The sequence below is a fragment of the Neobacillus camarae genome, from assembly GCF_054950115.1.
This window is the reverse complement of the sequence record NZ_JBUCKX010000003.1, coordinates 303,367-326,821: the sequence shown is the minus strand read 5'-3', so window position 1 is coordinate 326,821 and position 23,455 is coordinate 303,367. Positions and strand designations below refer to the sequence as shown.

Annotated in this window: 23 protein-coding genes and 1 pseudogene; 14 read left to right on the top strand and 10 right to left on the bottom strand. The window is 42.7% G+C overall.

The window, feature by feature from the left end:
• The first annotated feature begins 134 nt into the window (after nucleotides 1–134).
• The 3 genes from ACY8D0_RS16785 to ACY8D0_RS16775 all read left to right on the top strand — a co-directional run bounded on the left by ACY8D0_RS16785 (nucleotide 135) and on the right by ACY8D0_RS16775 (nucleotide 2,305).
• Nucleotides 135–1,079, top strand: a complete 945-nt coding sequence (locus tag ACY8D0_RS16785) for a bifunctional riboflavin kinase/FAD synthetase (protein ID WP_462411671.1) — start codon at nucleotides 135–137, stop codon at nucleotides 1,077–1,079.
• A gap of 127 nt (nucleotides 1,080–1,206) precedes the next feature.
• Nucleotides 1,207–1,860 (top strand): DsbA family oxidoreductase, encoded by a 654-nt coding sequence (locus tag ACY8D0_RS16780; RefSeq protein WP_462412482.1) that lies wholly within the window; start codon nucleotides 1,207–1,209, stop codon nucleotides 1,858–1,860.
• Nucleotides 1,861–1,984: 124 nt separating this feature from the next.
• Nucleotides 1,985–2,305: a hypothetical protein gene (locus ACY8D0_RS16775; protein WP_462411670.1), complete on the top strand. Its 321-nt coding sequence runs from the start codon at nucleotides 1,985–1,987 to the stop codon at nucleotides 2,303–2,305.
• A gap of 107 nt (nucleotides 2,306–2,412) precedes the next feature.
• Here ACY8D0_RS16775 and ACY8D0_RS16770 read toward each other — a convergent pair whose 3' ends face one another.
• Nucleotides 2,413–2,571, bottom strand: a complete 159-nt coding sequence (locus ACY8D0_RS16770) for a hypothetical protein (protein WP_462411669.1) — start codon at nucleotides 2,569–2,571, stop codon at nucleotides 2,413–2,415.
• 116 nt (nucleotides 2,572–2,687) lie between these two features.
• Entirely contained in the window at nucleotides 2,688–3,098 is a 411-nt protein-coding gene (locus ACY8D0_RS16765) for a GNAT family N-acetyltransferase (protein WP_462411668.1), read from the bottom strand.
• A gap of 181 nt (nucleotides 3,099–3,279) precedes the next feature.
• On the opposite strand from ACY8D0_RS16765, the gene ACY8D0_RS16760 reads away from it, so the two are divergent.
• The 9 genes from ACY8D0_RS16760 to ACY8D0_RS16720 all read left to right on the top strand — a co-directional run bounded on the left by ACY8D0_RS16760 (nucleotide 3,280) and on the right by ACY8D0_RS16720 (nucleotide 15,431).
• Nucleotides 3,280–3,621, top strand: a complete 342-nt coding sequence (locus tag ACY8D0_RS16760; RefSeq protein ID WP_462411667.1) for a RidA family protein — start codon at nucleotides 3,280–3,282, stop codon at nucleotides 3,619–3,621.
• Between the two features lie 370 nt (nucleotides 3,622–3,991).
• Nucleotides 3,992–4,129, top strand: a complete 138-nt coding sequence (locus tag ACY8D0_RS16755) for a hypothetical protein (RefSeq protein ID WP_462411666.1) — start codon at nucleotides 3,992–3,994, stop codon at nucleotides 4,127–4,129.
• Between the two features lie 243 nt (nucleotides 4,130–4,372).
• Entirely contained in the window at nucleotides 4,373–7,114 is a 2,742-nt protein-coding gene (locus tag ACY8D0_RS16750) for a PD-(D/E)XK nuclease family protein (protein WP_462411665.1), read from the top strand.
• The gene (locus ACY8D0_RS16745) at nucleotides 7,111–10,374 is read left to right on the top strand and encodes a UvrD-helicase domain-containing protein (protein ID WP_462411664.1); all 3,264 of its coding nucleotides are present in this window, start codon (nucleotides 7,111–7,113) and stop codon (nucleotides 10,372–10,374) included. Before ACY8D0_RS16750 ends, ACY8D0_RS16745 begins: the two co-directional genes overlap by 4 nt.
• A gap of 148 nt (nucleotides 10,375–10,522) precedes the next feature.
• A complete protein-coding gene (locus ACY8D0_RS16740; protein ID WP_462411663.1) occupies nucleotides 10,523–11,296 on the top strand; it encodes a MurR/RpiR family transcriptional regulator in 774 nt (257 codons plus the stop codon).
• 123 nt (nucleotides 11,297–11,419) lie between these two features.
• Complete coding sequence (locus ACY8D0_RS16735; RefSeq protein ID WP_462411662.1) at nucleotides 11,420–13,021, top strand: PTS transporter subunit EIIC; 1,602 nt, start codon at nucleotides 11,420–11,422, stop codon at nucleotides 13,019–13,021.
• Nucleotides 13,022–13,078: 57 nt separating this feature from the next.
• Nucleotides 13,079–14,404 (top strand): 6-phospho-alpha-glucosidase, encoded by a 1,326-nt coding sequence (locus ACY8D0_RS16730; RefSeq protein ID WP_462411661.1) that lies wholly within the window; start codon nucleotides 13,079–13,081, stop codon nucleotides 14,402–14,404.
• An 86-nt stretch (nucleotides 14,405–14,490) separates the two neighbouring features.
• Nucleotides 14,491–14,982, top strand: a complete 492-nt coding sequence (locus ACY8D0_RS16725; protein WP_462411660.1) for a PTS sugar transporter subunit IIA — start codon at nucleotides 14,491–14,493, stop codon at nucleotides 14,980–14,982.
• Nucleotides 14,983–15,212: 230 nt separating this feature from the next.
• Nucleotides 15,213–15,431 carry a Fur-regulated basic protein FbpA gene (locus ACY8D0_RS16720; RefSeq protein ID WP_462411659.1) on the top strand — a complete coding sequence of 73 codons (219 nt, stop codon included), beginning with the start codon at nucleotides 15,213–15,215 and terminating at the stop codon, nucleotides 15,429–15,431.
• A 613-nt stretch (nucleotides 15,432–16,044) separates the two neighbouring features.
• On the opposite strand, the gene ACY8D0_RS16715 is transcribed toward ACY8D0_RS16720, so the two are convergent.
• On the bottom strand, nucleotides 16,045–16,404 hold the full coding sequence (locus ACY8D0_RS16715) for a hypothetical protein (RefSeq protein ID WP_462411658.1): 360 nt from the start codon (nucleotides 16,402–16,404) through the stop codon (nucleotides 16,045–16,047).
• A gap of 41 nt (nucleotides 16,405–16,445) precedes the next feature.
• Nucleotides 16,446–16,748 carry a hypothetical protein gene (locus ACY8D0_RS16710; RefSeq protein WP_462411657.1) on the bottom strand — a complete coding sequence of 101 codons (303 nt, stop codon included), beginning with the start codon at nucleotides 16,746–16,748 and terminating at the stop codon, nucleotides 16,446–16,448.
• A 104-nt stretch (nucleotides 16,749–16,852) separates the two neighbouring features.
• Between ACY8D0_RS16710 and ACY8D0_RS16705 the strand changes: the two are divergent.
• A pseudogene (locus tag ACY8D0_RS16705) lies at nucleotides 16,853–17,341 on the top strand (Rossmann-fold NAD(P)-binding domain-containing protein); the annotation flags it as partial.
• A gap of 388 nt (nucleotides 17,342–17,729) precedes the next feature.
• On the opposite strand, the gene gntK reads toward ACY8D0_RS16705, so the two are convergent.
• Nucleotides 17,730–19,274, bottom strand: coding sequence for a gluconokinase (gene gntK / locus ACY8D0_RS16700; protein ID WP_462411656.1), 1,545 nt, complete (start codon nucleotides 19,272–19,274; stop codon nucleotides 17,730–17,732).
• A gap of 328 nt (nucleotides 19,275–19,602) precedes the next feature.
• On the bottom strand, nucleotides 19,603–19,989 hold the full coding sequence (locus ACY8D0_RS16695; protein ID WP_462411655.1) for a GNAT family N-acetyltransferase: 387 nt from the start codon (nucleotides 19,987–19,989) through the stop codon (nucleotides 19,603–19,605).
• A gap of 359 nt (nucleotides 19,990–20,348) precedes the next feature.
• On the opposite strand from ACY8D0_RS16695, the gene ACY8D0_RS16690 reads away from it, so the two are divergent.
• Nucleotides 20,349–21,464 carry a mechanosensitive ion channel family protein gene (locus tag ACY8D0_RS16690; protein WP_462411654.1) on the top strand — a complete coding sequence of 372 codons (1,116 nt, stop codon included), beginning with the start codon at nucleotides 20,349–20,351 and terminating at the stop codon, nucleotides 21,462–21,464.
• 83 nt (nucleotides 21,465–21,547) lie between these two features.
• On the opposite strand, the gene ACY8D0_RS16685 is transcribed toward ACY8D0_RS16690, so the two are convergent.
• The 4 genes from ACY8D0_RS16685 to ACY8D0_RS16670 all read right to left on the bottom strand — a co-directional run bounded on the left by ACY8D0_RS16685 (nucleotide 21,548) and on the right by ACY8D0_RS16670 (nucleotide 23,427).
• A complete protein-coding gene (locus tag ACY8D0_RS16685; protein ID WP_462411653.1) occupies nucleotides 21,548–21,679 on the bottom strand; it encodes an anti-repressor SinI family protein in 132 nt (43 codons plus the stop codon).
• A 403-nt stretch (nucleotides 21,680–22,082) separates the two neighbouring features.
• Nucleotides 22,083–22,241 carry a hypothetical protein gene (locus ACY8D0_RS16680; RefSeq protein WP_462411652.1) on the bottom strand — a complete coding sequence of 53 codons (159 nt, stop codon included), beginning with the start codon at nucleotides 22,239–22,241 and terminating at the stop codon, nucleotides 22,083–22,085.
• Between the two features lie 76 nt (nucleotides 22,242–22,317).
• Complete coding sequence (locus ACY8D0_RS16675; RefSeq protein WP_462411651.1) at nucleotides 22,318–22,938, bottom strand: hypothetical protein; 621 nt, start codon at nucleotides 22,936–22,938, stop codon at nucleotides 22,318–22,320.
• A 90-nt stretch (nucleotides 22,939–23,028) separates the two neighbouring features.
• Nucleotides 23,029–23,427 carry a DoxX family protein gene (locus tag ACY8D0_RS16670; RefSeq protein ID WP_462411650.1) on the bottom strand — a complete coding sequence of 133 codons (399 nt, stop codon included), beginning with the start codon at nucleotides 23,425–23,427 and terminating at the stop codon, nucleotides 23,029–23,031.
• Nucleotides 23,428–23,455 lie beyond the last annotated feature (28 nt).

Here is a 23,455-nt window from a genome sequence, read left to right as displayed (position 1 = left end):
ATGTATTGCAAACATATTTTTTTACTAATATAAAAAAAGGCTTTATAGTAAAAAAGACTGCAATATCAACTATATTTTAAGGCTTAAAAGAGAGTGAACCATAATGGAACTACCGGTGTTAGAGAGGGATTACAGTGGAAATTATTCAGGTAACGTCAGAACCCCCTTATGATTCTACTCCATTAACTTTAGTGATTGGGAAATTTGATGGAGTCCATTTGGGGCATCAATCCGTTTTACAAACAGCCAGAGAAATGAAGGGGAAAAGTGAAACACTTGCCGTGTTAAGTTTTTCGGACCATCCCCTCTGGATACTAAAAAAGGCTCCGGGATATCAGCAGAAACTTACGCCGGATCAAGAAAAAGTGAGAATCCTCAAACAATTTGATGTCGACCGATATTATCGGGTTCATTTTACGGAAGAATACGCAAAAATTACCGCGAATGAATTTATTCTCGAGCACCTTTCAAAATTAAATGTCAAACAGATTGTGGTCGGAGAAGGCTTCCATTTTGGAAAAGGCGGGGACGGCTCCGCAAATGAATTAATTAAACTATGTTCACAAATAAATGTTTCGGTTACCGTGGTTCCCGAAATGAGGGAACACGGACGAAAAATCAACAGCACCCATATTCGTTCATTAGTGAAAAACGGAAACATGGAGGCAGTGCAAAGCCTTTTGGGAAGGCCTTATACCATTAGCGGTGAGGTTGTCCATGGAGAAGCTTTAGGAAGAACCCTTGGTTTTCCGACCATTAATTTAGGCAGTACGGGGTCATATGTTGAACCTAAACCCGGAGTGTATTTGGGAACAGCGAAAATCCATCATGAAGAAGAGGGAAATGAAATTTGGAATGCCCTCATAAGTGCTGGCTACCGGCCGACTGTAAATGGGCAAGGATATCTTGTGGAGGCCTATTTAATCGATTATGCTGGTGATTTATACGGAAAAACGGTTCACGTTTCCTTTTTGCGGTACATGAGAGGAGAAATCAAATTTACCGGGCTCGATGCTCTTATTGAACGGATGGAATTGGATAAGAAGGAAGCAAAAGTGATATTGGGAATCACTGGATAGGGCTTTATAATCAAAATCTGTGTAAAAAATAAGCTTAGCCACTATACTATACAAAGAATGGCATTTAGGAGGGATAAGAATGATCCATATCGAAATGTGGACCGATTTTGCTTGACCATTTTGCTATATTGGCAAAAGGCATCTGGAGGATGCCATTAAACAGATTGATTATCCGGTAGAAGTGACGTATCGTTGCTTCGAATTGGATCCGACAAGCGGAACAGATATAAAAGAAAGTATTTACGAATCATTAGCAAAAAAATATGGAATGAGCATAGCCCAAGCGAAAGCGAATACCCAGCATATGGTTCAAATGGCGAAAGATGCTGGATTGAGTTATCAAATGGATACATTGATTCTAACGAACACCTTCGATGCTCACCGTCTGACGATGTTTGCGAAAAAACATAGTTTAATGAAAGAGATGACGGAACGTATACTGCATGCTCATTTTACTGAATCCAAACATATTGGAAATCGTGAAACATTGGCGGAATTGGCTGCAGAAGTAGGTTTGGACCGGGAAGCGGTCGAAAAAATGCTTGCAAGTGATGAGATGGCGGATGAGGTCCGTGCAGATGAGCAAACAGCTCAAGCCTACCGGATTACAGGTGTCCCCTTCTTCCTGATAAATAAAAAGTACGCCCTGACCGGTGCCCAGCCAACGGAAGTGTTTGTTCAGGCGTTAAGAAAAGTCATTGCAGAGGGTGAAATCGTCGTATTAAATAACGACGAAGGAATGATCTGTGATGAAAATGGGTGCGAGATCCCCAAAAAATAATTGCGTCCTGTAAAAATCTCACAAATAAAAGACTAGTCTCCTTTCAAAAAGTTGAAAAAGAGACTAGTCTTTTTTATTTAAAATGGAAAAATATGTTACTATTGGTGAAAAGGGGGCAGCTATTATGTTTTCAATCCTTCTAATTATATCTTTGTTCGTTTCCATTTTATCCATTTCTTTAGCTTTGAACGGCAAGAAACGATTTTATTGGCTGGCGTCATTCGGTATATACATTTTCAGTCTAATTGCTGCATGGAGCATTGGGCGGATCACCGTGGGGTTAACATTTGTATATCTGGCGTTGGCTATAGGATATTCACTTAATCTGGTAAAAAACAAAATTCAAATTACAATTTGGTCGGGAATGGGAAGTTTGGTTGGGCTAGTAACAGTGTTTTTTATCGATGATGCATACCTGTTTTTTCCATTAACATTATTAAGTTAAAGTACAGGGAAGCACAAATTGGTGAAAAGTACCTAAAAAGAGCCTAGGGAAATTCAAACTCCCAAAGCTCTTTCCCGTTTTTTATTTAAGAATAGGATTACTATTAATTATTGATTGTTATTATTCTGCCCTTTTTGTTGACCATTATTTTGATTATTTCCTGTAATGGTATCGACCACATTTTCAAATACTTCCCCAATTTTATCCATCATGCCACCATCATTGTTATCTCCACGATGATTATTTCCTTGGTTATTATTTTCCATATTATCACCTCCGAAATATAGAGTGCGTATTATGAAAAAATTAATACCACCTGGATGATGAATTCAATTGATAAAAGATATACCAGAGTGGTATAGGCCAAACAAGTGGTGATATTTTATCCTTTTCGAGGAATCCAAAAACCATTTTCAATTTTTCCAAACCCAATCTTCGGATAATACTCCATGGCGACTGGGGAAGCCAATAATAAAAGGGTCACTTCCTCCCCAATTTGTTCCTTCAGTTTTCTGACCAGTTCCTTGCCAATTCCCCTTTTTTGATAGTCGCAGTCCACTGCTAAGTCTGATAAATAGCAGCAATAACTAAAATCCGTTACTGCCCTTGCGACACCAACCAACTTGTCATTGTCCCACGCCGTAAGGGTGATATCTGCATTATCAATCATGCGCTGAAGCCGAGGTAAATCGCCTGTGGGCCGCCTAATCCCTGAAGCCGTGAAAACAGCGGAAAGTTGTTCGGGGCTAATAGGTGCGTTCAATATGTACGTGATATCATAATTCTTATACATTTGTTCCTTCCTCCATTTACTTAAGTTATTATTAATTGTAATCCATGGATTTGTGAGTGGTAAGTACCAGATTCATATGTTTTAATGGTACCAGGGACCAAAATGATGATTTTTTTAAATGAAAAAGGATATTCTCAATAAATATTTAATTTGTATATATGGACAAAAAGGAGGAAGGAATGTGACAAAAAAAGCATCATTAATCCGCTCTGCCCATTTAGCTCAAGTTGATTATGCTTACGCCACCCGGGTTCCAACAGGAATGGATTTGCTGTTTTTTGCAGGTGCTTGCCCGCTTGATCAAGACGGAAAAGTACCTAACCAAGGGGATTATAGCCTTCAGGCAAAACTTTGTGTGGAAAATTTAAAGCAAGCTTTAAAAGAATCAGGCGCAACATTGGAAGATGTAATATATACGAGAGTTCTGGTAGCTTCCGGTAACCAAATTGACTTAGTCATGGCATGGGATGCCATTCGGGAAGAGTTTGGAGAACATGATGTCCCAGCACCCTATCCGGGGTGACGGTGCTTGGATACAAGCACCAATTGGTCGAGGTCGAAGCAGTGGCGGCTGTTGAAAGCCAAGACAAAAAACTTTAAGCCCATGCTCTGTTAAACGGTAATGTTGTTTCTTTAACTAGTTGATTGAAGCGGATAAGCGCGACTCCTGAGGGAATAACGAGGCTGTGGAGAAACCGCGGGCGATTCTTGGGAGGAGGCTACACGACATGCCAGCGGGTTTGCTGACCGATTGGAGGGAAAGTCAACGGGAAATTTAACAGAGTCAAGTCGATAAAAATTAGGCTTGATTTTTGCAAAATGGATTCACCTTTTTGACCTTCCTGAATATAGTGGCTCTTGGGTGACAAAAATCAGGAAGGAAGTAAGAAACCATGAATAATAATCAATTACCAATTATCAGGAAGACAGAGACCAAAGAAGCAGGAAATGGCTATAAAATCGTAAAAATGAATGTCTCAGATCCATCTGAGAATTTATTTGCTGTCGTGACTCCTGTTAAAAAACAATAAAAGGATAATACGTTAACCATCTTTTTTGTCATGATACATAGAAAGATGGTTTTTTTATGTACAGGATTTCAATTATAGAAATGGCATGGCAATGGATAATTTTTCAAGGTGTACCAAAAACGGTGCACCTTTTTGTGTATAATAGATTCTATCGAAACAAAATGACAAAAAGGAAAAGGATATTACAATTTTCCACTTTAATCGATTAATGGGGAATGCTCAACATTAAAGGAGGAGACATTTTTGAACATCATTCTTGGCTGCTGGCTGGATTCCGCCACTTACCCGGATGCACTGGGAAACCAACAGGCATCGGCAGGAACAGTTGTAACAGGTTTTAACGGTTTGATTGGCATTTTGGAGACCCAATTAGGCATGTCTTCACCTGCAAACTCAGAAAATATCAGAATTGCGGAGTGGCAGGAGCTGATTCGCGAGCACGATACAGGAAATATGCCATTCTCCCAGTCATTCAAGACGGACTCATGGAATACAGCAAGAGAACTATTGCGACGGAGGGATGAATTAATCCTAGCTGGGTGGGACCCGGCTGTTCATACAGGAGGAAGCAAGTGGTTGGAGACACTGTCAAAATTGGAACTGGCTAATTCCAATCAAACAGTTGGCTTTTCCGATCGGGTCAGGGCACTGATGTCACAGCTTGAAAACCAAGGACAAGTCCATATTGACTCCATCATGGTTGTGGATGAAGACGAAACCCTATGGGATCCATGGGCGATTCAGCTGGTGGATTTATTAAAAAAACAAGGTGTCGAAGTCGTAAAAGAAGCAGGTTCTTTTGGAACAAACCTTCAAAATCAGGCATCCGATTTATCACTGCTTCAGGCCGTACTGGCTGGAGAAATATCGTCGCAAGAAGCTCAAGGGGATGGAAGCATTCTCCTTATACGCTCCGAACAGGAATGGGACGCGGCGGACTTTTTGGTCAGCTGGCTGCAAGAATACAACACGGAAGATACCGTTGTCATAAAGGGGGAAGGCTCCTTGTTTCTCGATGAACTCATGCACAGACGTGGAGTTCCAGGTGCAGGGGTCGACGCTTCTTCCAAATGGAGAGCCGTACTCCAAGTACTGCCATTAACCATTGATACATATTGGGAACCCCTAAGGGTAGAACGAATGATGGAATTGTTAACCATCCCTAGTTCCCCTGTACCAGGACGAATTCGTTATAAACTTGCGAATGAATTGGCAGCATATCCTGGAATCGGTGGACCAAAATGGAACCAAGCAATTGAAGCCGGGATGAACGAATATGAGCATTTATGGGAAGCAGAGGAAATCGACGGTCAAGAGGTAAAAAAACGCAGAAAGAATTTGCAAGAGAAGCTCGACTTATGGATTGGGCATGATTATTACGATCCGAATGAAGGGATTCCATATGATAAACTGGTGACTATTTGTCAAAAGGTCAGTCAATGGGCTGCCGCTAAGTTTCAGATGACCAACGATATCATGTATGCTCAAGCGACACAGATAGCCAAAGAAATCATCGAGGGAATCAAAACACTTGGTGTCAAAATGGTGAACCATTTGCAAGTCGCCAGGATTTTTGATTCGGTCTTAGGGGAAGGAGCAACATTGTCAAACTATCGCCAGGAGGCTTCAAAATGGCAGGTGGTCAGCCATCCTGGACAAATTTGGGGCCCGGCAGGCACGATTCTATGGTGGGGGTTCCATAAAGACATGTCAGGGCCGGGGATCCGGATTTGGACTTTAAACGAGAGGACCTGGCTAAGCAGCCATGGAGTCCACCTTCCCGATGAGGCTGTCCGCCGACTAAGGGAAGCGGCTTCATGGAAGAAGGCTGCCCGACTGGCAAACCGCCGCCTGATTTTGTTTGCTCCTGGGAAGGTAAAAGGGGCTGATTTGCCCATTCACCCCCTTTGGGATGAAATTCGTTATGCCATAGCGAGAGACAATGGTGCGGTGAACAAAATTACCCTTGATGCTTCTAATCTTAGAAAACATCCAAGCCATTCTCTGGTCTGTGAAACTTTTGAACGTATGCCATTAAACTCGCGTAATATTCCTGAACCTATTAGAGTATGGCGAGTTCCAGAGAAAACCGTTGCCCGCCGTAAAGAAGAGTCCGCCACCAGTTTTGAAGCTTTAATCGGCTGCCCGTTAAAATGGACCTTTCGCTATGCGGCAAAAGTTAGACCGGGAAATGTCCTTTCAATCCCAAATGACTCCATTATGCTTGGAAACCTGGGACATTTGATTTTGGAACAATTGATTACGGAAAAATCCAGCTGGACAGAGGAAGAAGCAAGGATTCGGGCAGGGGAACTGTTTGATGAGTTAACGCCCATGATGGCGGCTCCTTTATTGGAACCAAAAAACGGGGTGACGCGCAGTGAAACCCGATTCAATTTGCAGAAATCACTTCAGAAATTTTTCAAAGTTTTAAACGATGCCGGTATCAAGATTCAACATACCGAGTTGGAATTGCAAAAGCCTTGGACTGGCGAAGTGGAGTTTAAAGGAAGATTGGACTTGGTTGGACAAACCCAATCGGGCAGCAAAATTCTCCTTGATGCCAAATGGTCGAAACGGCCAAATAATTACAGAGTGAAGCTTGAAAACATATCCGTCCAGTTGGCTCTATATCATTGGCTTTTATCAGACCAAAAAAATGAAGAATTGCCGGTCGCCTATTTCATGTTGAGTACCGGAGATTTCTTCAGCAGACCGCATGACGATTTTCCTTCCGACTACCATGTAACCGGCCCATCACTCCTTGAGTCATTTGAAGTTTTACGGAAAGCCGTGGAGGATGTATCGTCGCAGCTCTTAAAAGGCACTGTTATTGCATCCGGTGTTCCAGTGAAAACGAACATGAGGGCAGAAACCGCAAATGGTCAGGCCCCAATCGAAGAACCATTTGTTTCAACGATTGACCCGCCATGCTTATTTTGCGAATATCAGAATCTTTGTGGTTTTAGGAGAGTGAAGGAATGAGCGGAAAATTAAAAATGTTAAGTGCCGGCGCTGGGGCAGGAAAGACCTACAGTTTAACACAAGAGATTTACAAGTCAATCAAAAACGGTGTGCCTCCGGAGAATATTATGGCCACAACTTTCACAACAAAGGCAGCGGATGAGTTAATCGGGCGTGTTCGGTTGAAACTGCTGGAAGAAGGTGACCGTGCATCCGCAACCCGTATTCTGGATGGATATGTCGGAACGATGAATAGTGTTTTTGGCAGGCTTTTGCGTGAATTTGCCTTAGAAATCGGCCTTTCTCCGGTACAAAAAGTTCTAGCTGACACAGAATCCAAGACGCTCTTTTCTACCATTGCTGCGGAAGTAATCGATAAATTTTACCGTGACTACTGGCCAGTCTTTATCCGCCTCGGCATAAATGATAGAAATGACAAAAGCGGCAATTATTGGGGGAACCAAGTCCTTGAGGTGCTTAAGCTTGCACGGGAAAATGGGATGAGTGCCGAAGAAGTGCAAGCATGTGCTGAGTATTCTTGGAAAACTATGTCTTCTTGGCTGCCAGAACCACTTTCAATTCCCGACCACCAGCTGGATTCAGACTTAAAGGCAGCCCTCACCGTCGCAAAATCAGCTCTGCCTGGGGAAGATAAGACTAAAGACACCGCCAAAACAGTGGATGCCATTGGGCAGTCACTGAGGGATTGGGAGCGGTATGGGTCACTCTCCTGGCAGCAATGGGCAAAATTAAGTAAATTAAAGCCCGGAGCCAAAAGCAGGGATGCGGTTTCATCTATACACGCAGCAGCATCAATCCATGATCGCCATCCAAAGCTGCATCAGGATATGAAGGATGCAATGACAGCCGTGTTTCTTTGTGCCGCGGAGACCATGGAAATTTATGCGATGGAAAAGAACAAACGCGGGTTAATAGATTTTACCGACCAAGAATCACTGGCCTTAAAACTTTTGCAGGATGAGCAAAATTCAGTAGTATTAAAGGATCGAATATCCGCAGTGTTCATCGATGAATTTCAAGACTCAAGCCCGCTGCAAATCGCCTTGAACATGCAACTACGCGGCATTGCCGAAAGCGCTGTTTGGGTAGGCGACGTCAAGCAGGCCATCTATGGCTTTAGGGGCACAGACCCGGAATTGATGCAAACCGCCATGACCAGCATCCCTGACTTGGAAATTGACATTTTGGATGCCTCCTATCGGTCGCGCCAGTCGCTGGTTGAGTTTGTGAACGGCATTTTCGTCCCTGTCTTTGAAGCAAGGGGGATGGAACCCGAGCGAATTGCACTGGATCCAAAGCGGGAAGACAGACCAGAGCAAACGATGGCAGTGGAAGCTTGGTCTTATCCAGACTCCAAAAATAAAACGATGGACTCGGCTCATTTGGCACTTGGTGTGCAAGATGTATTGCGACATAAAGACCAATATGTCATTATAGATAAAATCACCCGCGAACCCCGCGCCTTAAGAGCAGGAGATATGGCCATTCTATGCAGATCCAATGATGAGTGCCTTGAGGCGGCTGAAGCACTCTCCAAACTGGGTATCCCGGCTACGGTAGGAGAAATTGGCCTATTATCAACGCCTGAAGCGGTGTTTGCCGTTGCCGCATTTCGCTTTTTGATCGACCCGCGGGATACACTGGCACTGGCAGAACTGCTGCACTTTTCCTCGGACACATGGGGAGAGGGGCGATGGTTAAGCGATTGGCTTCAATCGGACAAGCTATCAGACATCTTTGCTACAGAGCCATTTGTACAGGAGTTGGATAATGCGCGTGAAAAAATCGTCCAAATGAGCCCGGCTGAAGTAATGGATCTAGCCTTGGTCACTGCAAGAGTGGACGAAACCGCCTTGAGCTGGGGCCGAGGGGATCAACGTTTAGCCAACTTGGATGCCCTGCGCAAGCTTGTCTCCGTTTACGAGGAAACAGCCGCAACGAATGGTTCGGCCGCAACGACGAGTGGATTTCTCTTTTTCCTGGGTGAGGCGGTAAGGGATAAAGAATTGAACCTGGTGGCGGAATCCACTGATGAAAATGCTGTGCGTGTTTTAACCTATCACAAAGCAAAAGGGTTGGAGTGGCCGTTTGTGATTTTAAACTCCTTGGATAGGTCGTCAAAACGGAAAAAGCTTCCGGTTTTTGATAAGGTCACGGCGGTTAGCACTGTTAAATTTAATGTGGAAGATCCCCTTAATGGCCGCCGGCTGTATTACTGGCCATGGCCCTATGGACAGCAGACCAGTAATGTGAGCTTGGATGCCTATGCACAAGGAGCTCCTCAGCTTCAACAGAGGGAGCGGCAATTGTTGGACGAAAATCAAAGACTCATGTATGTAGGCATGACAAGGGCCAGAGACTATCTGGTGATGGCAGCGCGCGATTTTGAAAAAACCGGCTGGCTGGAAGAGTTGACTGACGCCTCCGGACGTCAAGTGATTGCCAGCATTGGGGTGCCAGAAGGAACTGAAGAGGATGGAATCAGCCTTAGGGGGAATATCATCGTAAATGGTGAACTATTCCCTTGCAGGGTAAGGAGGCTGTCTATGGAGGAAGAGCCGGAAGCAACAGTCGAGCTTACACCGTCCCAAGAAAAGGTTTACGTGGGTAGAACAATAGAGGGAGGACCGTTTCTGCCGGCCCGGTTCAGCCCGAGTGGACTGAAGAATAATCATATAGCAGATGAAGATGTCAACCGTGTTCCGTCCTTAAATATGATGCCAGATGTAACCAAAATTCATCGCATTGGAACTCGGATCCCATTATCCGGAAATCAGGACATGGCCTTGCTTGGGGAGATGGTTCACGGCTTTTTAGCTGCGGACAATCGTACCGGGACAACGGAACAACGATTGGCCATGGCTCAGTCCTTCACGCAAAGGTACGGCATTCTTGCCTTGGCGGAAGCATCCATGCTTGAGGCTTCCGAAAGGCTGGATCAGTTTATTGCTAAACAATATCCTGATTTGATGTCAAAGCACCATGAATGGCCGATCCATCTAAGAAAAGGATGGCAAAAGGCCTCCGGATGGGTCGATTTGCTGCTTGAAACGCCAAAGGGCTGGGTGATCATTGACCATAAGACCTTCCCTGGAAAAGAAAGTGACTGGCTAATACAGGGACTCAGTTACCTGCCGCAGCTAAGAACCTATGCGGAGGCCATAACAAAAGCAACAGGAAAGCCGGTTGCTGAGGCATGGATTCATATGCCGATCGTCGGGGCCATGATTCACTTTTCAGATGATGAAATACGTTCCTAACAACTTATAAGAACAATGAAAACCCATGAAACAGGACATCCTCATGGGTTTTTTGATTTGGTCAGAAACGGCTCCCATAAAGGAAAGATTTTTTGGTATAATAAAATATTGTAGTTAAAAAGGTTTTCAATTAGTGAGAGTGATAAAAATGATTGATATCAGCAAAATTATCCAAGGTAAGAATTTAACGGAACTGGATGTCCAACTGGTCCAATATATCATTGATAACATCGACGACGTATTGCACAAGGGAGTGCGCACAATCGCAAAAGAAAATTATACATCTCCCGCAACAGTCATACGCTTGTCAAAAAAACTTGGTTATGGCGGATTTGTCGATATGTATTACCAATTGCTGCCTTTAGTCAAAAAGGCGGATATCCGGCAAAACGACCTGTCGGAAGAGTTTTTGGAAATCAGCCAGAAGGATTTATTGACCAATAACTCAGAAGGGGATATGGAAACGTTTATTGAAAAAGTCTTGAATCTGAAACAGAGCTATATTTTCATTTATGCTACTGGGTTTTCAGCCATCGCGGCGGAGTACTTGTATAAAAAACTGCTGGTATTGGGGAGAAAAACGATTTTTGCCAGCGGTACCGATTCTATTGGAGTTTTTGAAAATAATCTAGAAGATATTGGCGCCTTGGTAGTCATTTCAAAATCGGGTGAAACCCAGATGGTCATCGATAAATTGCTAGCCGCAAAAGAGAATGGGATTTTCACCGTGTCTTTTACAAAGGAAACAGACAACCGGATCGCCGGGATTGCCGATTTAAATTTTAAAATCATCGATCATAATAAGCTTGATGACCGGAATATGCTTCCGAACAGCTTCTTTCCCAGCCTGCTCTTGATGTTTGAATTTATCGTCAAGCAGTATGTGGAAGCGCTAAGCCCAAAAGAGGATCACAACGAGTGAAACGTGTTTCAATGTATGAAACACGTTTTTTATCCTGTCTGATATATGGAATTTAAAACGGTTACATTGTAAGCTAAACGTGTCGACAAAAACGAACAACTTATAAGAGGGGGGACAGGCAAAATGAAAAAACAAATCATGGAAGGCATGCAGCGCTTTTCAAAAGCGATGTTCATACCAGTCCTTATTTTGCCGATTGCAGGTATTCTAATTGCTCTGGGAAATCTACTCACCAATCAAAGATTATTGGAAGTGGTCCCATTTTTAAATAATCCGATCACCACTGGTTTCGGGACGATTTTAACAGGGTCATTGGTTTCGATCCTCGGTAACCTGGGACTTATTTTCTGTGTAGGGATTACAGTCGGTTTGGCAAACAAAGAAAAGGCGGTTGCCGGTTTTACGGCTTTGCTGGGGTACTTGGTGTTTGTCAATGCTATGAATAAATTTATGTCACTGAACGGACTGCTTTTTGTAGGGGATTCCTTGCAGGGAACAGGACAAACTTTGGTATTGGGTGTGCAAATCCTTGATATGGGTGTGTTCCTTGGATTAATTCTCGGTATCATTACCGCCATGATTCATAACAAATTCATTGATAAGGAATTTAAGGGCGCTTTTCAGATTTACGGAGGATCGCGATTTGTCTTTATCGTATTAATCCCGGTCGTTGTATTATTATCCATCGCGTTAACGTATATTTGGCCATTTTTTCAAACAGGAATTAACAAGCTGGGAACGCTGATCAATCACAGCGGAAGCTTCGGCATTTTCTTATACGGGGCATTGGAACGTTTGTTGATACCAACCGGCCTGCACCACTTGATTTATACTCCATTCTTATATACAGAACTGGGCGGCACAGCAGAAGTCGGCGGGAAAGTATACGAAGGTGCGAGAAATATATACTATGCGGAAATTGCCGACCCATCGGTAAAAGTACTTTCACCAAGCGTCATTTGGGATGCACGAGGTATTTCGAAAATGTTTGGCTTAATCGGGGCGTGTTTGGCGATGTATCATACGGCTAAGCCTGAAAACAAAGCAAAGGTGAAAGCCATCTTAATTCCGGCTGCAGTCACTTCCTTTATTGCCGGTGTAACAGAGCCAATTGAGTTCTCATTTATGTTCGTAGCCCCATTATTGTTTGTGGTTCACGCAGCGCTAAGCGGGTTAAGCATGGTGACATTGCATCTATTAGATGTGAGAGCCATTGGTCCAAACGGAATGATTGACTTCCTGTTGTTCAATCTGCCGCTAGGAATTCAGAAGACCCACTGGCCGATGTACATTTTAACCGGGTTAATCTTCTTTGCGATTTATTATGTGGTCTTCCGCTTCTTGATTGTGAAATTCAACTTCAAAACAGTCGGAAGAGAAGAGGAAGGACAGGAAACCAAATTATATTCTAAGAAAGATTACAAAGAAAAGCAAAGCAAAGGAAATGCGGGGTCGAGCGTCCCTCAGGGGAATGATGGGATTGCAGGCGTCATCGTCGATGCTTTAGGCGGTGCAAGCAATATCAATACTGTTACAAATTGTTATACAAGACTTCGATTAACGCTGGATAATCCGAACATAGTGGACGAAGATGTATTGAAAAAACAAACAGGTGCTAGCGGTGTCATCATAAAAGATAAAAACGTCCAGGTGGTATATGGACTGCAAGTCACGAACATTCGAAAAGCTGTGGACAGTTACTTAGGATTAAGTACGAACGAATAGGAAAATACAAATGGAACATCAAAAGAAACGACAGATTAATAGAAGGGAATGGAGAATATGAAAAAGTTTTCGGTAGTTATTGCTGGCGGAGGTAGCACATATACACCAGGGATTGTGATGATGTTATTGGATAACTTGGACCGGTTCCCGCTTCGTAAGTTAAAATTATATGATAATAACGCCGCGCGGCAGGCGGTTTTAGGGGAAGCGCTCGACATTGTCTTGAAAGAGAAAGCACCAGACATCGAATATTCCTTCACGACCGATCCGGAAGAAGCTTTCACGGATGTGGACTTCTGCTTTGCGCATATCCGCAGCGGTGGCTACGCGATGCGTGAAATGGATGAAAAGATTCCATTGAAGCACAGTGTAGTAGGTCAAGAGACTTGCGGACCTGGCGGAATCGCATATGGCATGAGAAGCATCAGCGACATGATTGAGTTGATTGATATTATGGAAAAATACTCACCGGACTGCTGGATGTTGAACTACTCCAACCCAGCGGCCATTGTGGCGGAAGCATGCCGCGTTCTTCGCCCAAATTCAAAGGTGTTGAACATTTGTGATATGCCTGTTGGAACGCTGCGCAGAATGTCACATATCATAGGCAAAGAACCAAAAGACCTGGAAGTGCGTTATTTCGGATTAAATCACTTCGGCTGGTGGACAAGCGTAAAAGATAAAGAAGGTCATGAATATCTACCGCAAATTCGCGATTATGTAGCAGAGCATGGCTATCTGACCCAAAAAGAAGTGGATACTCAGCATATGGATGCAAGCTGGCAGGAAACACATAAAAAAGCAAAGGACCTGTTAGCGGTCGACCCAAGATTCTTGCCAAACACGTATTTAAAATATTACTTCTACCCTGATTATGTGGTGGAACATTCTAATCCAGAATACACAAGGGCTAATGAAGTAATGGACGGCAGAGAAAAGACAGTCTTTTCATCAGCTAGAACCATTACGGAAAACGGAACGTCTGCAGGCTGTGAATTTGAAATGGGTGCCCATGCAACCTTTATCGTCGACCTGGCCACTGCAATCGCCTTTAACACACACGAAAGAATGCTGTTGATTGTGGAAAACAATGGAGCTATCGCCAACTTCGATGATGATGCTATGGTAGAAGTACCGTGCATTGTCGGCAGAGACGGTGCAGAGCCATTAAGCCAAGGCAAGATCCCTGATTTCCAAAGAGCATTAATGTATCAGCAGGTAACCGTCGAAAAATTGGTCGTTCAAGCCTATGTGGAAGGAAGCTACCAAAAATTATGGCAGGCGTTAACACTGTCCAAAACCGTGCCGAGTGCAAAAGTGGCGAAAGAAATCCTGGATGACCTAATTGAAGCTAATAAAGGCTACTGGCCGGAATTACATTAAAAATATAAAATAAAGGAGAAGGCGAAAAAAGCTGAAAACTTTTTCGCCTTTTCCAATAGAATCGAATGGTATTGGAGGGGACCGCCATGTTTAAGAAGTTGTTCGGCAAAAAGGAAACACTGGAAACCGTTGTTGCTCCAATGACGGGAAAGGTCATTAGAATAGAAGAGGTTCCGGACGCAGTGTTTAGTCAGAAAATGATTGGAGACGGCCTGGCAATTGAGCCATCAGAAGGGATTGTCGTCGCACCGATGGACGGAGAGATCGTGCAAATTTTTCCTACCTGCCATGCCGTTGGGATCCGCAGTACAACGGGGCTTGAGATCTTAGTCCATATCGGGATGGATACCGTTGCCATGGGAGGGGAAGGTTTCGAAGGACATGTGGCGCAAGGCGATAAAGTCAAAGCGGGCGACAAGCTTGTTAGCTTTGATTTGGGTCTCGTCAAGGAAAAGGCGGAAAGCACGATTTCACCAGTAGTCATTACAAACACTGATGCCGTGGATTCTTTGACAAAAACTGAACAAGGCTCTGTAACACGCGGGGAATCTGTTTTGTTACAGGTGAAAATGAAATAAAAAGAAGCTGCTTGAAATACTTCATATGGAAGCAAATATTGACTAAATTACAAGAAAAAACTAAAATATCAGTTGACATTGTTTGAAAATACTGATAAATTTAATTCGTATTTAACCAATCGGAATAATTAAGGTTCGATCAGTTCACTGAAGGCCTTGCAATGTTTCATCTTATGATGAAGCGTTGCAGGGCCTTTTTTGGCTAATTTATAAGGTAAGGAGTGAAAAGAGTGGGAAACATTCTCAGGAAAGCGGTGGAAGAGAGACGACAAAAATTAATCGACCAATTAATTGCTTTAAATGTTTATAAGAAAGCGGATAGGCAACTATATGAATTATCCTTATCCGAATTAGAAAATGAATACAGAGAACTCAAACGAACCTGCCATCCCCACAATAGCATGAATGCAATCAAGTGGAAGGCAAAAGGTAAAAGATCAGACAGCTGAAGGTCCTTAACTTTTTATAAAGATAGGGGCCTTTTTTTATGGCTTAACCATTCTAGAATATAGCTGGCACAACAATGAATTAAAAAGGTCGGAGGCAATTGTGGTCGTGAGTCCGATATATAAAGCAAGTCTTTTTGACTAACTTCCAGAAAAACGCTCGAATGAGGGATAAATACTTATTGCCTATCAATAAAGAATTGGTATAATTTAGAAGAAAAGGGGTGTCTGTTGCATTTGCTTACTAAATTATCCATTTTATTCGCTGCCATTGGAGCATTGTTACTAGGTTCCTCTACCTTGAATACCAACTCTCCTGAGCTATTGATGGGGACGGGGTTGGTCGTACTGTTTCTGGGAGTGGTACTAAGTTTTGGGGCTATGTTCAAAAGGGAAAAGGGGAACATGAAGTTTTTGGCTGTTGCTGTGTTTTTCCTGTTCAGCTTTTTGCTAACTTGGAATGATCCATTCCAGATTGTAAGGTTATTGACCTGGATAAAAAATTAGGTTAATTCATTAAATGAAAAGGAGCTTAAGGCTCCTTTTCAATATGCTTGGAGCTAAAGCCTTTTGTTAGTCTCGTTTTTTTGAACAATAATTCTGCATCCGATTTTTATCATTTCCATTTTCCTGGACGCCGAAAATCAGCGTGATATACCTTGGTTTTTTCTTGTTCAGCTTCCATATTGTTGATGAAAGCTTCTTTAGCTTCCACTAATAACATTTCTTTTAATTTCTCTATTTTAACGGGACCAATACCCGTTATTTTTTCGGTGATTAAAATCTTGTATGTCCTCTGGCTTTTATAATATCTTATGGTCCCTAGCCCTGTACTGTCCTCTTTTCCCATGGTAAAAGTAAACTCAAAGCGCTGCTCAATAAAGGAAGCTAAATCAGGTAAACCCAAATCTTCATAAATTGGAGGGATTTCGTGATAGGAGGGAGATTCTTTAAACAAAAGTGAAGAAATCTTCAATTGATAACCCTCCTTCGGAAAACACTGCTACTAAGAGTAATTCAATCATAGCTGACTCGGTCTACTCCTTCTATGATGAACTCCAGCTCTGTTAAAAAGTTGAGTTCAAGCGGTGCCGGCAACCGGTCGATTATTTCCTTGATGTCACTAAGATTTTCCGCCTCTTCAATAGTAGCTGGCGGTTGTTCCAAATGCTGATACCAAACCTTTAATTCATCAATAAAGTCATAAAAATGCCTCTCAAACCGTTCGGCACATTCTTCGCTTTCATCCTCCGAAGCTTTCTTCATCAGTTCCCAATCCACAAGGGCTGTATCCAATTTCTCTTTCACACGATTTATCACCCAAACCCTCCTCAAATGAAAGACTAAAATTTATCATCTCATCGTATCTTAACACATTCATCAATCGTTATATAAGAAGTAAACATTTTTGGAATGGGGGGAGGATGAAAGTTTTACTATTAGGAGGGATTAGGTTTTTAGGAAGAGCATTGGTGGAAGAAAGAATGGCAAGGGACACGAGGTCACCCTATTTAATCGCGGGACCAAAAAGGAAGCTTTTCCTGAAGTGGAGCAGCTCATCGGAGACAGAAATGGGGATGTATCCCGTCTGAAAAACCCGAACTGGGGTGTGGTAATGGATACCTGTGGTTTGTTCCGCAACATTTAAAAAATTGCAGAAGCACTTAGCGATAATATCCAACATTATACGTATATTTCAAGCATCTATGTATACAAAGATTGGATTTCACCCTATATCACCGAAGAATATCATAAGCAAACTTTGACTCAGGTACAACTGAAAGGGGGTGAAGAGGCGAACATTTCTCCATATGAGCATTACGGCGCATTGAAGGCCTCTTTTTGAGTCGGAAGTGGAGAAAAATTGGCCGGGACGTGTTTTGCAGGTAAGGGCAGGGCAGCTTGTCGGCTTGTGCCAGGGTGTCCACAAAGGCCTGTCCGCTCCAGTCGCTCAGCGAACCCGCGGGCGCGTGCCGGGGAGACTCCTCGGCGCAAGAAGCGCCTGCGGGGTATCTCCTGCCTTATACTCCCGCAGGAGTCGAGCGCCCTCTGTTCCAATAAACAGTATTAAAAAAATCAACAATCTCATTTTTAAATAATAGCGGTATAAATACGTACAGCAACTGTCGGATAAGAGGGCCCAACTGTCGGAAAAGCAGCCGCAACTGTCGCATAGCTGGATCCTACTGTCGCAAAGCATTTAACTGTCGGAAAAGAGGGCCCAACTGTCGGATATGCAGCCACAACTGTCGGATAGCGAGCACCAACTGTCGCATAGCTTTACATCCATTGAATTAACTGTTATTTCACCCATTTCTGCTGAAAATCCGCAATAGCTTTGTATTCCTGTTCCAATTTACTGGATATACGAATAAAGATAGGAGCCAATTCCCGGTAAATTTTTACGTTTTCCACTATCGGTTGATGGGAATGGGTTGTACCAACCCATTCCGATACGACGGACAAATCATCGATTTTCCCAAGGGCATACATGCCGAGAACCACAGCACCCAAACAGGAGCTTTCAATGCTTTCGGGAACAACGACTTCTTGTTGAAAAATGTCGGCCATCATTTGGCGCCACAGTTCAGAGCGGGCAAAGCCCCCCGTTGCGTGAATTTTTGTCGGCACCCCAATCATTTTTTGCATATCCAGAAGAACGGAATACAGATTGAAAATAACCCCTTCCAATACGGCTCGAATCAAATGCTCTTTTTTATGGTGCAGACCGAGTCCAAAGAAGGAGCCTCTGGCATTCGCATTCCAAAGCGGGGCCCGCTCGCCGGCTAAGTAGGGGTGGAACAACAACCCATCGGCACCGGGGGAAACCCGCAAAGCGATTTCAGTCAAAATTTCATAGGGGTCCATTCCCAGCCGCTTGGCGGTTTCGACTTCAGCCCCACCAAGTTCATCCCGTATCCACCGGAACGTCATTCCGCCATTATTGACAGCACCGCCAATGACCCAATGCTCTTCGGTAAGGGCGTAACAAAACGTGTTCCCATTTGGGGAGGTGGCAGGTCGATCAGTAACCGCCCTGATTGCGCCGCTTGTCCCAATCGTGACCGCAACGATTCCAGGATCAATGGCATTTACCCCCAGGTTTGACAAAACACCGTCTGTGGCCCCAATGACAAAAGGAGTTTCATGTGATATTCCCAATTCATCCGCGTATTCTTTCTTTAATCCAGTTAAGTGAAAAGTAGTCGGAACAAGTTTCGATAATTGTTCCTCCGTAATCCCGGCAACGCCTAATGCTTCCGTATCCCAAGTAAGGTTGTTTAAGTTGAACAGGCCCGTGGCCGATGCTACGGAATGATCGATAATAAACCGGTCAAAGAACCGGTAAAAAACATATTCCTTTATCCCGATGAATTTTCTTGTTTTTTGAAAAACATTCGGATGATCCGTCCTGAGCCAGGCAATTTTGGCTAATGGGGCCATCGGGTGTATCGGCGTACCGGTTCGTTTGTAAATCTCCAGCCCGTTGAATTCCTGTTTAATTTTTTCTGCCCATTTTGCAGCACGGCTATCTGCCCAAGTGATGCAGCGCGTCAATGGGTTTCCTTCACCGTCCATGCAGATGACACTGTGCATAGCCGAACTAAACGATACCAGCTCGAGCTTGGATGCATCAACAGAGCCTATTCCCAACGCACTTTTCATCGCTGTCTTTACTGCTTGAAAAATTTCTTCTGGATCTTGTTCGGCAATCGAGGGGGCAGGGCTGTGAAGCGGATATTCGACATGATGCATGCTAATCACAGAGCCTTTACCCCCAAATAATACAGCTTTTGTGCTTGTAGTACCAATATCAACACCTAAATAGTACGATGAATACTTCATAAACTGCATAATCTCCTTTTTAGCTGGATAATCTTTGTATTTTTATAATTAGAAAAGTCATGATTTGTGATTTGAGTAAAATCTATACGAGATTATTGTATGTAAGATTAGGCTGTTTTTAAAAGGATTTCCAACAATTCGCACCTTGTTTCACGAAAAAAAACCTTGTTTCATACCTATTGAGGGTCAGTGCTCTTGTGAACTTGCAATTAAAATGGACAAGACCGATGGTTAATAGGGAGGATAGGGATGGGTTAAGGAGTAACGTACAAGAGGGAAAATGTGGTCTTCCAAGAAGACGAGAACCACATTTTCTGAATTAGTTTCATCAAGCCGGTGTATCCGACCAGCTGGCAGCCAATGCTTCATATTTGTCATAGTTCTGATTCACTGAGGTGATATTTTTATCGAGGATAAAAATAATTTCCGGATAATGTTCCCTTAGGTTCTCAATCATTTGTTTCCCGATTCCTTCGCCCCTATGAGAAGGGTTAACTGAGATATGCAATATTTGCCTCACATTCTCGTCCACAAATAAAAGCCCAATAAGTCCAATAATACCTTCTTCAGATTTCCATAAAAAGAGTTGCCGGTTTTGTTCGGTTTCATAAAGCTTTATCGTCTTTTGGAGTCTCGGTAATTCTTTTTCATTTGGCATAAAAGATAGTAAACCCATGGCGATTTTTTTGAACGTTTTCTTGTAGCGTGTCAGCATATGAACCCCTCATTTAAAAATAGTGAAAGCGTTGTTCATGGCAATGGTGATAAATAAGAATTATGGCTTCATACTGGTAATTTCTATTAAAACTTATATACAATGTATCATATTCTATTAAACTATCAGGTTACAATTTGATTGAATTGTCATGAAAAATCAATGACAGTAAATTACTATTTTTTGCAGAAAAATTGTATAATCTGAGACTTTTGTTGTATTTAAATATCTTGTTAAAAAAGTTAAGATAATTCATTGTAATCAATGGAAAATAGGGTTCAATCGATCTGGTTTCATCGTCTTGTCATTAAATCATGATTGAATGAATTCAGCGATAAAAGAGGGAAGGTATATTTGTCATGTTATTAGATTCATTTGTTATGGGTTTCTCATCTGCTGATATAGATGCCGAAATGTTGACAAACCTAGGGATTTCTATAGGGATATTACTGTTATTTATTCTTTTTAGAAACCTATTTACCAAGTATGTGTTTGAATTGATATTGAAATTGTCTAGAAAGACACCAACTGATTTCTTTACCCAGATCTGTTTAGGCTTTGAACGACCCTTAGGATGGGCGTTTATTATTGTCGGCTTGTACGTGGCCATGGATTATTTCCCGTTCGTCGAGCAGCATAATGCGTTATTTTTAAAATTTTTGCGGTCCATGGTCATCGTGTTACTTACTTGGGGTTTGTTTAATTTGACATCACCGACCTCAGGGATTTTAATTAGCGTCAATCAGAAAATAAACAATAAGATTGATTTGATTTTGATACCGTTCATTTCAAGGACCGTCCGGGTGATCCTGATTGCCATCAGCATCAGTATCATTGGCCAGGAATTTGATTATGATGTCAATGGATTGGTCGCTGGTCTTGGACTAGGCGGACTGGCATTCGCATTAGCCGCCAAAGAAGCTGTAGGGAATTTAATTGGCGGAATCGTGATCGTGACAGAAAAGCCGTTTTCTATAGGCGATTGGATTTTGACCCCGAGCGTGGAGGGAACAGTAGAGGATATCAATTTCCGAAGCACCAAAGTCCGGACGTTTAGCCAAGCGCTCGTGACCGTCCCGAATTCTACCCTTGCCAACGAACCGATTACCAACTGGAGCCGGATGGGGAAAAGACGAATACAGTTTCACTTAGGACTAAACTATCAAACGACCAAAGAACAAATTGAAAGAGTGGTCAGCCGAATTGAGGGAATGTTGAAGATTCATGAAGAAATCCATCCGGATACGATTATGGTTGCATTCGACCATTATAATGAAAGCAGTCTTGATATATTAATCTATTTTTTCACGAATACGACAGTGTGGGCTGAACACGTAAAAATTAAACATGATATCAACTTGAAAATCATGGCGATCTTGGAGAAAGAGGGAGTGGAAGTTGCATTCCCGAGCAGAACCCTCTACGTGTCCCCACAAACAAACGAATTATTCCAAACGATGGGTTCCTTTGATTAATAGAGGATTCTAAATGATAAAAAGAAGGATAGAATGGCAGCATAATTAATGCCGATTCTATCCTTTTTATGTATTGTAGAGACCTATTTCTTCTCTCTTTTCTCTTTTTCTTCTTTTAAATAAATCTTGAAGTCTTCTTTTGTAATATTTGCTTTCATTGCTTCTTTTATTAGCTCAATCCATTCTTTAGGAATATTAGACTCGTTTCTTTTCACAATTCCGCCTCCTTATAACAACGATGTATGTAAACTAAGGTAAACATTCAAGGATGAAAACGCCCTTAATATAACTTTCGAACCATATAAGGGGGATATGGAGTTTAAATAGGAATTGATAAGGAAATGAAAAATTTGTAATGGAAATTAATAGGAGGGATAAGGTTTACTATAAAAAAGAGAGGAAAAAAGGGCCATTTCACCAGGCACTTCTGACTGCAGCCTGCCAAAGTAAAGAAAGGTTCCATTGTTGGATAAAGTATGGACGGAGCTGGGGAGACCCCGCAGGTGCTTTCAGTGCCAAGGAGGCTTCCTTGGCACGCCCGCGGAAAGCGAAGCACCCGGAGCGGAAATCAACAGGCCCAATCTTTCTCGGCAATCTGATAACCACTCATCGGGTTTTTTAATCGCGCATGGCTCCTGCTTCCCGAGAAGTTATGGCACCTTGTCCTTCGCTTACATCTTTTTGAATTTGTTGTTTTACTTTTTGTGCATCCGTTCCGGCAAACTCCGGTTTCATAATTGAGCCTACATCCTGTTTCGCCAGTTGCTTCTGTTGCATAAAAATCCTCCTCATTTTGTTGTTTTAGCATGGCTTAATCGCCATGTTTTTACCCATTCTATTTTGATAGTGAAGGTTAAATGGAACTGGGCTGTGACCGCTTTGCTTGTCGTTCCACTAACCAAAGGATAATAAACAGGGCAATCGTACCAGAGGCAGTTGCCAATACTTGACCGGCTGCATGAACTAAAAGAGCGGCAATACAAAGATTACTTAACAAAAAGTGTACTGATTTTATATATTTGTTTCGTACCCGTTTGACCAAGTAACCATAAACGGCAAGCGTGATAAAAAGAAGGATAACCGCCAATCCCGATTTCGTGTGGAAATCGCCAAATTTCGTAAGTAGATAATATCCTCCATGCACAATAGCAATAATTAGCGCAGTCCAGCCAAAAAAGTGATGGGCCTTGTGAATAAAGCGGGAAAGCTTTTTAAGTTGTGGAACAGGGGAGCGCAATATTTTTTTAAATCTAAACCAAGAATAACTGGCAGCCATTACAATAATAGAAATGGTGCCAAAAGTCTTAAATATTTCCCCTCCCTCTTGTGGCCTTTCACCCGGCAAATGTTCACCTTTTGGCATGTGACCGGCACCTTCTCCAGATGGTAGAGAGAGGAAATAATAAACAAGGAAGCCGATACTGATTAGCAGCACGAGAATGGCGGGAATATAGACACGTTTATCTTTTTTCATAGCAAAACACACCCCATTGCTTATTCTTTCCTCTATCATAACAAGCCTTTCTTAAATATTTCTTAAATTTTCTAAAATATCATCTTAATTTTAAGGGGTAGGAATTAAAACATAATGACCAGGACCAATCAAGGCGATGCCGAGAGTAACGGCAATCAGAATAAAGTTATATTCAAAACCGCCTTCTGTTAACCAAAACCCATGCTTACCATGAACGGTGAAGATGGCGTCAATCATGATAATAATAATCAAAATGGAACCAAACCAGGTAAAAAAACCCGCAGCAAATAGCAGACCGCCGATTAGTTCAAACAATCCGGCGATAATCGCTAATGGCTTACCGCCAGTCTCAATTCCGATGGACTTCAAATACTCCCCAAACTGAACAGGACCTGAGCCGCCGAACCAGCCGAATAATTTTTGCATCCCATGCCCGACGAATGTCAGGCCAACCGCCAGCCGAATAATTAAAAGTCCTAAGTCAACCAATTCGAACCCTCCTTCCTAAAGATACCAA